This window comes from Nocardia sp. NPDC050710 (genome assembly GCF_040654375.1).
Taxonomy (GTDB): domain Bacteria; phylum Actinomycetota; class Actinomycetes; order Mycobacteriales; family Mycobacteriaceae; genus Nocardia.
Map to the genome: position 1 here is coordinate 160201 of NZ_JBFAHV010000003.1, position 13046 is coordinate 173246.

Sequence of the window (13046 nt, forward strand, 5' to 3'; positions counted from 1 at the left end):
ACGTTCGATATGCCTAGTAGAAATATTTCCGATGCTTCCGTGGAGGTCAGGTGCTTGTCTCGGTGGATGGGACTATTCCCGCTCACGCTCCGACCGCGCCCCTAGCGTTCGAAGGGACGCTGGAGGAAAGGATGGAGTCAGTGGGTCGACTCGAAGGCAAGGTCGCGCTGGTCACCGGTGGGGCACGCGGGATGGGCGCCGAGCACGTGCGGCGTTTCGTCGCCGAGGGCGCGCGGGTGGTGTTCGGCGATGTGCTCGACGAGGAGGGCAAGCAACTGGCCGCCGAACTCGGCGCGGACTGCCACTACGTGCACCACGACGTCACGAGAGAGTCGGACTGGGCGGCCGCCGTCGCGGCGGCCCAGACGTACTACGGCAGACTCGATGTGCTGGTCAACAACGCGGGCATCCTCCGCTTCCGACGCATCGCCGATATGTCGGTGGAGGATTTCACGGCCATCATGACCGTCAATGTCACCGGCGCCTGGCTCGGCATCAAGACCGCCGCGCCCGCGCTCAACGCCGCGGGCGGCGGATCCATCGTGAATATCTCCTCGGTGGAGGGCTTCATCGGAGCCGCCGGACTTTCCGCCTATGCCGCAAGCAAATTCGCCCTGCGCGGTCTCACGAAGTCGGCCGCCCGCGAGCTCGGCGCGGACGGCATCCGGGTCAATTCGGTCCATCCGGGCGGTATCGCCACGCCCATGACCGCGTCCGCGGGTTCCGGCGTCGACGGCAACACCTTCTTTGCCGCACTGCCGATTCCGCGCTGGGGACAGCCCGCCGAGGTCACCGAGGCGGTGGTGTTCCTGGCCTCGGATGCCGCGAGCTATTGCACCGGCACCGAGGTTGTCGTCGACGGCGGCATGCTGACCGGCGCCGGTTACTGATCATTCGTGAACGAGAGGGCAGAGATGTCGCAGGAACACACGTACGACGTCGTAGTCGTCGGCTCCGGCGCCGCCGGGATGACCGCGGCGCTGACCGCCGCCTACCGCGGGATGTCGGTGGTGCTGATCGAAAAGAGTCGCAGCTTCGGCGGATCCACCGCGCGCTCCGGCGGCGGGGTGTGGATTCCGAACAATCCGGTCCTGGTGCGCGAGGGTGTGCCCGACAACCCGGATCTCGCCCGGGTATACCTGAAATCCGTTGTCGGTGACCGGGTTCCGCAGACCAAACAGGACGCGTTCCTGGACAACGGGCCCTGCATGATGGCCTATCTGAGCAAGCGCACCCCGCACCTCGAATTCGTCTACGACCGCGGCTACTCCGACTATCACCCGGAACTCCCCGGCGGATTGGCCCAGGGCCGCAGCATCGAGCCCGCGATCGTCGACGGCAGGCTGCTGGGTGCGGACCTGGCGCTGATCAATCAGCCCACCATGTCCGGTCCGAAGGGAATCGCGTTCACCGTCAGCGACTTCCACGATCTCAATATGATCGCGCGCACCTGGAAGGGTAAGCGCACCGCGATGAAGGTCGGCGCCAAGGCGGTCATGAACAAGCTGCGCGGACGACTGCCGCTGAGCCTGGGCAAGGCGCTGGTGGCGCGATTGTGGCTGGCACTGCGCGACGCGGGGGTGCCGGTATGGCTGAATACCCCACTGACCGAACTGATCACCGCCGACGGCGTGGTAATCGGTGTGCGTGCCGAGCGCGACGGCCGTCCGATCACCATCCGGGCCCGCCGCGGCGTGGTGCTTGCCGCGGGCGGATTCGAGCACAACCTCCAGATGCGGCAACAGTTCTTCGCCGAGCCGGTGAGTACGGAGTGGACCGTCGGCGCGACCGAGAATGTCGGCGACGGCATTCGCGCGGGCGAGAGTATCGGCGCCGCACTCGATCTCATGGACGACGCCTGGTGGGGGCCGTCGGTGCGCAACCCCGACGGCCCGCCCTTCTTCTGCCTGGCCGAGCGTTCGCAGCCGGGCGGCATCATGGTCAACGACGCCGGTGAGCGATTCACCAACGAATCCGCCAGCTACGTGGACGTGGTGCACACCATGTACGAGCGAAACGCGTCCGGGATCGGCCACGTGCCCGCGCACTTCATCATGGATCAGCGCTTCCGGGACCGGTACCTGTTCCTCGGCACCTTCCCGAAGCGGCCGATCCCGGAGAAGTACTACGAGGCCGGAATCATCAAGAAGGCGGATACGCTCGCCGAACTGGCGGCGAAGATCGGCGTACCCGCCGATGCGCTCACGGCAACGGTTCAGCGGTTCAACGGATTCGCCCGCGCGGGCCGCGATGCAGACTTCCACCGCGGCAAATCCGCCTACGACCGCTACTACGGTGATCCGACGGTACAGCCCAATCCCTGTCTGGCCCCGATCGATCAGGGCCCCTTCTACGCCGTGGAGATGGTGCCGGGCGATCTCGGCACCAAGGGCGGTCTGGTCACCGACGAGAATTCCAGGGTGCTGCGCGCCGACGGCTCGGCGATCGCGGGACTCTATGCGGCAGGCAATAATTCGGCCGCCGTCATGGGCAATAGCTACGCGGGCGCGGGCGCGACCATCGGACCCGCGATGGTCTTCGGCTATATCGCCGCCAATCACCTCGCGGACCTGGATCGGGCCGCCGAATGAAGGAGCAGGGCGTGAGCAGAGTCAACGGTAAGACCGTCATCGTCACCGGCGGTGCCCGCGGCATGGGGGCGGCGTTCGCCCGCAGGCTGATCGCCGAGGGCGCGTCGGTGGTCATCACGGATGTGCTCGTCGACGAAGGCAAGGCGGTCGCGGCCGAACTCGGTGCGCGGGCCATGTTCCTGCCACTCGACGTCACCGACGAAACCGCGTGGGCCACCGTGGTCGCGGAGACCGAACGCGCCTTCGGACCGGTCTCCGGGCTGGTCAACAATGCGGGCATCGTGCACGTCGACCCGATCGAGCGGCTGGCCGAGGCCGACTACCGCAAGGTCATCGACGTCAACCAGGTCGGGGTGTTCCTCGGGATGAAAGCCGTTGTGCCGTCGATGCGTACAGCGGGCAACGGGTCGATCGTCAATATCTCCTCGATCGGCGGCATCATCGCCTTCAGCAATATCCTCGGCTATGTCGCCTCCAAGTGGGCGGTGCGCGGCATGACCAAAGCCGCCGCCCAGGAGTTCGGCGCCGACGGCATCCGGGTCAACTCGGTGCATCCCGGGGTGGTCGCCACCGAAATGACCTCCGAGTCCGAGCGTTCGAACTCGATGGTGCACGACCAGCCGCTGCCGCGGGCGGCCACGCCGGACGAACTGGCCAATGTCGTGCTGTTCCTGATCTCCGATGAGTCGAGTTTCTGTACCGGCTCCGAGTTCGTCGCCGACGGCGGCTACACCACCAAATAGAGGACTACTGCTGTGAAGAACTTCCAGGACAAGGTCGCCGTCATCACCGGCGCGGGTGCGGGCATCGGACGCGCGCTTGCCATCGAATTGGCACACAATGGAGCGCGTTTGGCATTGTCCGGTCGAAATCTGGCCAATGTGAGTGAGACCGCCGCGCTGTGCGAGCAGCAGGGTGCCAAGGCCCGCGCCTACAGGCTCGACGTCACCGATCGCGATGCCGTCTACGCGCACGCGGAGGAGGTCCGATCCGATTTGGGCCCGGCGAATCTCGTGGTCAACAATGCGGGCGTCTCACTCACGGCCACCGTCGAAGAACTCACCTGGGAGGACTTCGAGTGGATCGTGAATATCAACTTCTGGGGCGTCATGCACGGCACCAAGGCGTTCCTGCCGCAGGTCATCGCCTCCGGTGACGGCCATATCGCCAATGTCTCCAGTATGTTCGGCCTGGCCGCCTGCCCCAGCCAAGGCGCCTACAACGCCACCAAATTCGCCATCCGCGGCTTCACCGACGCCCTTCGCCAGGAAATGAAGATCGCGGGCCACCCCGTCGGCGTCAGCAGCGTGCATCCCGGCATGGTCAAAACCGAGATCGCCTGGAAGGCCCGCGCGGGTGGTGACCGTGACCGCGACGCCCTCGCAGCCAACTTCGACCGTCTCGCCAAGACCACCCCCGAAAGCGCCGCCACCACCATTCTCAAGGGCATCCGCAAGGACAAGGCCAAGATCCTCATCGGCACCGACGCCCGCGTCATCGACCTACTCCCCCGCCTGTTCGGCTCCGGCTATCAGAAGATCATCACCGCCCAGATGAAGAACGAGGTCGCCTGACCCGAAACCCGCGACCGGTCGCTGGTATGACCAGCCCGCGGCGCCGCGCAGCCGGGACGGCAAGACTTGCCGGAGTTCCACCGAGGGCACGGGCGACGGACTCCTCGACTCCCGCGATGGCTCCCTGGGCCGCGCCACGCAGCCCGAGGACTTCCTCGTCGTCGAACAGCAACGGCGGCAGGGCGGTACCCGCCTCCAGCCGGTAACCGCCGACCGAGCCGAGACCCGCACGCACCGGATCTCAGAGCTCGCGCACGGCGCATTTCAGTGGCAGCTCTTCGCCGAATCCGGACTCTTCGACCCGGACAATCCAGTACGGGACTACACACCCGATGAATGGCGGCTGCTTCTGAGCGGCAACGGATTTCGGGCTATTCGACTGAACCGCACCGATTCGACGGGGCATAACGCCTACGACGGACTGCTCCCGCGGTTAGACCGGCTGTACATCAAACGGGATCTCGGCGGCCTGTTGGAGAAGAACCGGGCGGCGGCGAAGGCGGTGGTCAGCGCACAGATCTGCCCGGCGTGCGGCGGCGCGGGCCTCGATGCGGCGGCGCCGGCAAGCCGCATCGATGGACTCGGCATCGCCGACTGCGGGCGGATGGAGGTCGCCGAACTAATCGACGTGCTTGCCGCACTGGATGATCCGGTGGCCGCACCGATCGCCCCGTCGGCGGTGGACCGGCTGCGACGGATCGAGGAGGTCGGGCTCGGATAGCTGTCGATGGATCACGAGACGTCGACGCTCTCCGGCGGAGAAGCGCAGCGCCTCGAGGTTGTTCGACACCTCGGCTCCAGCCTGACCGGCATCACCCATATCTTCGACGAGCCCAGCGTCGGCATGCATCCGCGGTGTCGGCAGACTGAACAACCTGCTGATCCAGTCGCGGGACCGGGACAATTCGGTGCTGGTGGTAGAACACTCCTCCGATGTCATCGCCATCGCCGACCATATCGTGGATATAGGTCCCGGCATCGACGGCGGGCGGGTGGTCCTCCAGGGCTGCATCGAAAAGCTGCGCACCTCGGGCACACTCACCATTGTGAACCTGCGCCGGGCGCGGCCGGTCAAGGCTCGCACACCCACCGGCTGGCTCACCATTCGCGGCACTCGGCACAACCTGCGCGACGTCACCGCCCGGTTCCCGACCGGCGTACTCACCGTCGTAGCGGGCTCCGGTAAGAGCACGCTGATACTCCTGCCCGCAGCGGGTAACACGGTGATCGCCATCGAGCACGACCTAGAGGTGATAAACCGTGCCGACTGGATCATCGATCTCGGGCGCGACGTCGGAAAGCACAGCGGCGACATCGTTTTCACCGGTACACCGGCGACCATGCTCGCGGATCCGGGCTCGCTGACCGCGGAGTAATAGTAGCGACATGGTGTGAGCGGACATTCTTCGTGACTTTCCGGCGGGTTCCGGCGATTCGGGCCGAATGATGTCCGCGCAGACCGGTCGCGAACTCCTTCCACCCCGGGGCCGGTCAGGCGTGGGATGACCACGAACCCTGCCGGTGATCAACAGTAGAAGCGCGATGCGGCCGGTGATGTCGGGGCCTGCGCCAACCGCCCCATCGACATCGATGGCAACCAGGTAAAAGCACTTCAGGCGGCGTTTCGCCCAGACGGGCCAGCCCATATGTCCACACGTGAGTCGCGGCGACCACCGCAGCGTCGGGAGGTAGCGCAATGGCGCGGGCTGCCGACGAGGAGCTCGACATCAAGGTGCTGCTGTTCATCCCCTAGCATGGAACGGCGGGTCTTCCGGACGCTGGCGGAGTCCGGATACGCCGATATCGCGGGTCGCGCAGGGTGCAGCGGATCGGCCCGGGTGGACCCGGCTCACCGATCTCGCCTAACAAGCCCAGGTCACCAAGCAGATCACGGGTTTCCTGAGCGACCAGCTGGAGTGAGCGGGCTACATCGAGCGTGTACCCGATCCGGCAGACGGTCGCGCCCGCCTATCCGTCCGACCGCACGCGGCCGCGACACCACCGCACACGCCAACGAAACCGCCGTCCAGGTTCCGACCGAGTGGGCTGACCACCACGGCCAGCTCCACCGCGCGCACACCGAACTCCGCGAGCTCACCGACCCGTACGCCTGAGCACGGATAACCCCGCGTACGCAACGCTCCGGTCGTACCGGCACGACGGCGCGTACATCCTGCTGACCGGGACGTCGGGTACTCCGTCGCGGCATACCCGGGCAGTCTGGAATCCGCGCCGAAGCTGCGCCATTCGTCAGGGCGATCGAATGCCGGGGTCTGCGACCGGCAGATCGGCGATCAGCCCCCGTCATCCCGCCGTGCGCGAGGTGGCCGTTCGACAACGTGACAACGAAGGAGTGACATGACGACCGGAGTGGAGCCTGTGGAGCGACCGGATCGCGCCGCCCTGGAGAGCACCGCACCGCACGTTGCCGAACTCGACGGCACCTGCACACTGACCCGGGAGCGCATCGGCGGTAAGGCGTGGAGCGTGAACCACATGCGCGCCCTCGGTCTTCCGGTACCGCCCGCCTTCGCGCTGACCACCGAGGCCTGGGCCGAATTCGGCGCTAACGGCGGGATGCTGGACGAGCAGATCTGGGCGGGGGTGCGGGCCGGGATCAGGGCGCTGGAGCACGGCACCGGTAGGCGGTTCGGGTCGAGTACCCACCCGCTGCTGGTCTCGGTGCGCTCCGGCGCGGCGGTGAGCATGCCGGGCATGATGGACACGGTCCTCAATCTCGGGATGAACGCCGAGGTCGAGCGGGCGCTGATCGCCGAAACCCGCAGCCCCGGCTACGCCCGCGACACCCATCGCCGCTTCCTGGAGCAGTACCGCGACATCGTGCTCGACGATTCGAACGGCGTGGTGCCGGAGGATCCCTGGGAGCAACTGCGGGGCGCGACCACCGCGGTGTTCCGCTCCTGGGATTCCGCCCGCGCCAAGACCTATCGGCGCAGTCGCGGCGTTTCCGATGCCCTCGGCACCGCGGTCACGGTGCAGGCCATGGTGTTCGGCAATCTGGATGCGCTCTCCGGCACCGGCGTGCTGTTCAGCCGCAACCCGAATACCGGTGCGGGACCGGTCTTCGGCGAATGGCTGATCGGCGGACAGGGCGAGGATGTCGTATCCGGGCGTACCACGCCCCGGCCGCTGAACGATCTCGCCACCACGCTGCCCGATCTGCACCGCCAACTCATCGACGCGGCCGAACTACTGGAACGCGACGGCCGCGATATCCAGGACATCGAATTCACCGTCGAATCCGGCAGGCTCTGGCTGCTGCAGGCGCGGCCCGCGAAACGTTCGGCGCGCGCGGCGGTCCGGGCCGCGGTGGCCATGGTCGACGAGGGTCTGATCGATGCGGATACCGCGCTGCGCCGGGTCGACGCCGATCAGTTGGTGACCGTCCTGCGTCCCGCTTCCGGCGACGACAGCGGGCAGCCACCGCTCGCGCGAGGCGAATCCGCTTGTCCCGGGCTGGCTTCCGGTGTCGTCGTCACCGATCCGGACGAGGCCGAAACACGAGCCGCGGCGGGTGAACATGTGATCCTTGCCCGGCCGACCACCAGCCCCGACGATCTGCACGGCATGATCGCCGCCCGCGCCATCGTCACCGAACTCGGCGGCGCCACTTCGCATGCCGCGCTGGTCAGCCGCGAACTCGGCCGCCCCTGCGTGGTCGGGTGCGGGCCGGGTGTGGTGGAGGCGCTGGCCGGACACACCGTGACGGTGGACGGCGGCGCGGGCGCGGTATTCCTCGGTGAAATCACCGGAAAGCCGGTGGACCCATCCGTAATCGAGGACGTGCGGCAACTCGCGAACTGGGCCGGGGTCGATGCCGCCGACCTCGCGGATACCTTCGCCGCTCGCGACCGCGCGATCGACGAAAGCCATTCATCGGCAACGGTATCGGCCGACAATGGACTGATGTATGCAGGAACCCCGCCTGCGCCTGATATCGCTCTGCCGCGCCTCACCCCGCACGACAGCCAGACGCAGCCGCACACCCCCGCCGACGGCCGCACCGGCACCGAGTCCGCAACCGCGGCACACCCGCTGTCCGACCTGGATCTGCTCCGGCTCATCGGCATCAAGGGCCGGGTGCAGCCGGACGCGCTCGCCATCAGCCTCGCCGTCCCCGTCACCGAAACAACCGGTCGCTGTGATGATCTCGTCGCGCGCGAACTCTGCGCGAACACCCCGGCCGGGGTGCGCCTGACACCGAGCGGCCGCGACCACCTCACCCGACTACTCGAGGAGGAACGCGGCGGGGTCGATTCCACCGTCATCGCCGCCGCCTACGACGAATTCTGCGGGTTCAACGGCGAATTGAAGGATGTCATCACGGCTTGGCAGATGAAAGACGCTGCGACCGTGAATGATCACGCGGACGCCGAATACGACGGCACGGTCCTGACGCGTCTCACGGATCTGCACCGGAGGGTCGTGCCGCTGGTCCGGCACATCGGCGGCCTCGCGCCGCGACTGTCCCGCTACGCCGCCCGGCTCGATCACGCGGTCGCGCGGATCGACGAGGGCGACCACCTCTGGGTGGCCCGCCCCATCATGGACAGCTACCACACCGTGTGGTTCGAACTGCACGAAGACCTCATCGGGCTGTGCGGCCTGAGCCGAGCCGAAGAGGCCGCGGCGGGACGGGCGCACTGAGACCATGCGTACCGACAGCGCCCCACGGCGATGGGTGGAATTCGCCGAGATCGACAATGTCCGTGACCTGGGCGGACTACCCGTGGCGGGCGGCGGCACCACGCGCTTCGGTGTCGTCTACCGCGCCAGCACCCCGCAGCACCTGACCGACGCCGACCTCGGCCTGCTGATCGGCCCCGTCGGCCTGCGGACACTGATCGACCTGCGCAATCCCGACGAGATCGAACGTGAGGGCTACGGCAGACTGGGCGCGGCCGCGATCGACAAGGTCAACCTCCCGGTCCGCAAGGCCACCCGGACCGCGGCGACCCCCGCCGACCTGGTCCCCGACGGCAGGCATTACGACCTGGTTCAGCTGTATCGCGAACTGCTTTCCGGCAGTAGTGAATCCGTAGTTTCCGCGGTGCGGCTGGTTGCCGACAGCGCACGGCATTCGGTCGTCTTCCACTGCGCCGCGGGCAAGGACCGCACCGGCCTGCTCGCCGCCGTACTGCTCGACGCGGTGGGGGTACCCGCCGCGGAGATCGCGGCCGACTACGCACTCACCGGCGAACGTCTCGAACGCATCAGGGCCCGGCTGGACGCGCTGCCCTCTTATCACGGTCTACCGCCGGTGCGCACCGGCATCCTGGCCGTCGATCCCGAGGTGATGTCCGCCTTTCTGGACGGTCTCGCGACCGAGCACGGAGGCGCCGCCCGGTGGCTGCTGGCCAACGGCCTCACCGAATCCGAACTCCGACGTCTGCGGGAGATCCTGGTCGAACCCGCCTGACGGGTATTCGCAGCCACGGCAAGGCCCCGGTAACGGGAGTAGGGTGCTTGACGTGGACGATGCCAACAAAGTGGCTACACCTGCGGAAAGGCAGACCTGGGCCACGCGGAACAACCTCGTGTACGGCGGGCTCATCGCCATCGGGGTGGTGATCCTGCAGGGCTTCCTCACCGCGGATGCGCTCGGCGTATCCGGCAAGATCTCCGTCATCGGCTTCGCCATCGCCCTACCGCTGCTCGCGGTGCTCATCATGATCGGTGAACTGCACGGCGAACAGGCCGCCGCACCCAACCTCACCGATGAGGCCGCCAGGGTGGTGGCGCTGCTGAGCTCGGTGGCCGGTGTGATCGCGGCGTTCTGGCATATCGACTGGGTTGCGGGCGTCGTTGTATTGATCGCGGGCATCCTCGGTCTCGGCGTCTACGGCTCGCATTTCACCGGCGCCCGATTCGGCCAGGTGGCACGACGCCGAACGCGTCCCGCCGGACCGCTCCCCGGGCCGGGTGGCCCGCCGCCGGGAGCCCCCGAGGGCCACTTCCCACCCGGGCCCGGTCACCCTGGACACTTCCCACCCGGCCCCGCTACACCGAGCAACGGCCCACTCGGCGTACCCGCACCCGGCCATACCATTCCCGACCACCCCGCGCCCGGCAACCCGGCCCCGGGCAACCCCGACCAGGGCGGCCAGACCCCTTGGGGCGGCCCCGGCAACTAACCCGGCGTGGCCGAAGTGGCGCGTCGGGGGCCGCGGTACTCACCCGCGGCACCCCGGCAACGGCGATACGCCGCCGACCGACAGCGCCGCGATCCGATCACCATGCCCGCGACAGTTCGGAGGACGAACCGAGGGCGCGCCGGAATTCCGGGTCGGACCCGCCGCTGGGCGCACGGCGGGATCATGGTGACCATGGTGACGCGCGAAGAGGTGCGAGCGGGGGCGTTCACGCGAATCTACGACCCTACGGTCGGCGCGGACCGGCCTTGGTACATCAACGATCACACCGTTGTTCGCGACGATACCGGGCGGTGGCATCTGTTCGGGATAACCCATCCCGAACCCGCCGATCCATTTCACGAGGTCGAATTCGCCCACGCCACCGCGCAGGAGTTGCGGGGACGGTGGACCAAACGCGCTCCGGCCCTCACGGTAGCTGCCGCATACGGCGAAACGCACCTCTGGGCGCCGCACGTGATCTATTCCGGCGGACGGTATTTCATGTTCTACGCGGGAGGCGGCCCGGACCGCACCCGCGCCGCGATCAACCTGGCGACGTCGCCGGACCTGTTCAGATGGACCCGCTCCCCCTCGGGCCCGCTGTTCCGCGACGGCTACGACGCCCGCGATCCCATGGTGCTGCGCATCGGCGAGAAGTGGGTCCTCTACTACTGCGCTACCAGCGCACCGCAGGGCGGTCACCACGTCGTCGCCTACCGGCTCAGCACCGATCTGCACCATTGGGGTGAACGGCACATCGCCTACACCGACCCCACCGTCGGCACCGACGCGGGCAACACCGAATCCCCCTTCGTGATGCGGCACAACGGTTCCTGGTACCTGTTCATCGGACCCCGCCCCGGATATGTCGGCACCGATGTCTTCCGCAGTGACAGCCCCTTCCGCTTCCGCATCGGGGACAAGGTCGGCCATATCGCCGCGCATGCCGCCGAACTCGTGCACGACGGGCAGCGCTGGTGGATCACCCACGCCGGGTGGGGACAGGGCGGGGTACATCTGGCGCCCCTCACCTTCCCTCGCCCACGTAGCATCACCGGCGTTCCCCGGTGACTTGCACGCCACTTGCGCTGTCCGGCAAGGATTTCGATCGCCCGACCGGGCGCGCATCGACGCGTCCACCGCCGCCTCGTCGCGGACCCCGCGGTCCGACGATGCGGCGACTCGCCGACGTTTCGGCGAATCGCACCACCCGGCGCCGAGCCGCCTGGTATCTGTTGTTCGAGTCGAGGATCCGACCAACCCAGCGACGGGGAGGACCGGCATGGCACGTATCGGCGTTATCAGCGTCTCCGACGGCCGCGACTATGTGCACGCGGGTATCGCGGACTTCATCAGGGGCACCGAGGACCACCTGGTTGCCGCGTTGACGGCCGCGGGACACCGGGTGGTGCGGGGCAGCGACACGATCAGCGATAACGCGCTGGCCGGATCGGTGGCCCGCGAGGTCGCCGCGGCCGGGGTCGATCTGACGGTCCTGCACTACGCGGTGTGGGCGTTCCCGCATTTCACCATGCTGGCCGCGGGTGCCACACCCGGACCGCTGTTGCTGTTGTCGAATATCGATCCGGTGCAGCCCGGGATGGTCGGGATGCTCGCCGCGGGCGGCGCACTGGATCAGATCGGCCGCGCGCACGCCCGGCTATGGGGCGATCCGGCCGATCCGGCGCTGATCGAGGCGATCGGGGCGCGCGCCACCGCTGCGGCGGCCGTATCCGGGCTGCGCGGCAGCACTTTCGGACGCTTCGGCGGGCGGCCGATGGGTATGAACACCGCGGTAGCCAATACCGATCAGTGGCAACGCCTTTTCGGGATCGACGTCGAGGAGATCGACCAATGGGAGATCGTCCGGCGCGCCGAACGGGCCGATCCGGGCGAGGCGACGGCGGCGCGAGAGTGGTTGGAGCGCAACGCCACCGTCCACTATGACGGATCCAAGCTGACCCCGGAGCTACTGGAGCGTCAGATTCGCTCATATCTCGCGGTGCGGGAGCTGATCGCCGAGTGGCGGCTGGACTTCTCCGGCATCAAGGGCCAGCCGGAACTGACCCAATACTTCGCCACCATGGATATCACCGAGGCCTTCCTCAACGATCCCTACGACTGGAACGGCCCCAAACAGCCACATGTATGCGCCACCGAAGCCGATATGGACGGCGCGCTCACCATGCAATTGCTCAAGCACATCGCCGACACCCCGGTGCTTTTCGCCGATGTGCGTCACTATCACGCCGATCGCGATATCTGGGACCTGTGCAATTCGGGGCAGCACGCGACCTGGTTCGCCGCACGCAGCGACGACCCGGCGGAGAATCTGGCCAAGGTACACCTGTACCCGGAGGTGTTCTTCTTCCCCGCGGGCGGAGCCTCGGTGCACCACCTCGCCGCACCGGGCACGATGACGCTGGCCCGCCTCACCCGCAAGGACGGCGACTACCGAATGCAGCTGATGCTCGGCGACTTCGAGAACTACGACGAGCAGACCAATGAATCGCTCATGAAGCAGTCGACCAGGGAGTGGCCGCACGCCTTCGCCCGGCTCGACGCCCGCGCCGAGGATTTCCTCACCCGCTTCGGGGCCAACCACATCCACGCCGTGCCCGGCGATCACCGCGCGACCGTACGGACGGCATGCGAGTTGCTCGGGATCTCGCTCGACGAATTCACTCGCGACCGGTGATCGAATCCGCATCACAGAGTCACCGGCA

The 13046-nt window shown here is 67.5% G+C and carries 11 protein-coding genes and 1 pseudogene; 11 read left to right on the top strand and 1 reads right to left on the bottom strand.

Annotated elements, in window-relative coordinates; genetic code table 11:
* The first annotated feature begins 131 nt into the window (after window positions 1–131).
* Genes AB0H61_RS08650 through AB0H61_RS08665 form a run of 4 tightly spaced genes read left to right on the top strand, consistent with a single transcriptional unit; the run spans window position 132 to window position 4165 of the window.
* Window positions 132–890: a glucose 1-dehydrogenase gene (locus tag AB0H61_RS08650; protein WP_357300822.1), complete on the top strand. Its 759-nt coding sequence runs from the start codon at window positions 132–134 to the stop codon at window positions 888–890.
* A gap of 6 nt (window positions 891–896) precedes the next feature.
* The gene (gene kstD, locus AB0H61_RS08655; protein WP_357300824.1) at window positions 897–2591 is read left to right on the top strand and encodes a 3-oxosteroid 1-dehydrogenase; all 1695 of its coding nucleotides are present in this window, start codon (window positions 897–899) and stop codon (window positions 2589–2591) included.
* An 11-nt stretch (window positions 2592–2602) separates the two neighbouring features.
* The gene (locus AB0H61_RS08660; RefSeq protein ID WP_357300826.1) at window positions 2603–3334 is read left to right on the top strand and encodes a glucose 1-dehydrogenase; all 732 of its coding nucleotides are present in this window, start codon (window positions 2603–2605) and stop codon (window positions 3332–3334) included.
* A gap of 12 nt (window positions 3335–3346) precedes the next feature.
* Entirely contained in the window at window positions 3347–4165 is an 819-nt protein-coding gene (locus AB0H61_RS08665) for an SDR family NAD(P)-dependent oxidoreductase (protein ID WP_357300828.1), read from the top strand.
* Window positions 4166–4210: 45 nt separating this feature from the next.
* On the opposite strand, the pseudogene AB0H61_RS08670 reads toward AB0H61_RS08665, so the two are convergent.
* A pseudogene (locus AB0H61_RS08670) lies at window positions 4211–4418 on the bottom strand (transcriptional regulator); the annotation flags it as partial.
* Window positions 4419–4637: 219 nt separating this feature from the next.
* Between AB0H61_RS08670 and AB0H61_RS08675 the strand changes: the two are divergent.
* The 7 genes from AB0H61_RS08675 to AB0H61_RS08705 all read left to right on the top strand — a co-directional run bounded on the left by AB0H61_RS08675 (window position 4638) and on the right by AB0H61_RS08705 (window position 13018).
* Entirely contained in the window at window positions 4638–4886 is a 249-nt protein-coding gene (locus AB0H61_RS08675; protein WP_357300829.1) for a hypothetical protein, read from the top strand.
* A gap of 187 nt (window positions 4887–5073) precedes the next feature.
* Window positions 5074–5541 (top strand): hypothetical protein, encoded by a 468-nt coding sequence (locus AB0H61_RS08680; RefSeq protein ID WP_357300831.1) that lies wholly within the window; start codon window positions 5074–5076, stop codon window positions 5539–5541.
* Between the two features lie 982 nt (window positions 5542–6523).
* Window positions 6524–8833 carry a pyruvate, phosphate dikinase gene (locus AB0H61_RS08685; protein ID WP_357300833.1) on the top strand — a complete coding sequence of 770 codons (2310 nt, stop codon included), beginning with the start codon at window positions 6524–6526 and terminating at the stop codon, window positions 8831–8833.
* A gap of 4 nt (window positions 8834–8837) precedes the next feature.
* Window positions 8838–9605 (top strand): tyrosine-protein phosphatase, encoded by a 768-nt coding sequence (locus AB0H61_RS08690; RefSeq protein ID WP_357300835.1) that lies wholly within the window; start codon window positions 8838–8840, stop codon window positions 9603–9605.
* Between the two features lie 52 nt (window positions 9606–9657).
* Window positions 9658–10320, top strand: a complete 663-nt coding sequence (locus AB0H61_RS08695) for a hypothetical protein (RefSeq protein ID WP_357300837.1) — start codon at window positions 9658–9660, stop codon at window positions 10318–10320.
* Between the two features lie 192 nt (window positions 10321–10512).
* Window positions 10513–11391: a family 43 glycosylhydrolase gene (locus AB0H61_RS08700; protein WP_357300838.1), complete on the top strand. Its 879-nt coding sequence runs from the start codon at window positions 10513–10515 to the stop codon at window positions 11389–11391.
* A gap of 211 nt (window positions 11392–11602) precedes the next feature.
* On the top strand, window positions 11603–13018 hold the full coding sequence (locus AB0H61_RS08705) for an L-fucose/L-arabinose isomerase family protein (RefSeq protein ID WP_357300840.1): 1416 nt from the start codon (window positions 11603–11605) through the stop codon (window positions 13016–13018).
* Window positions 13019–13046 lie beyond the last annotated feature (28 nt).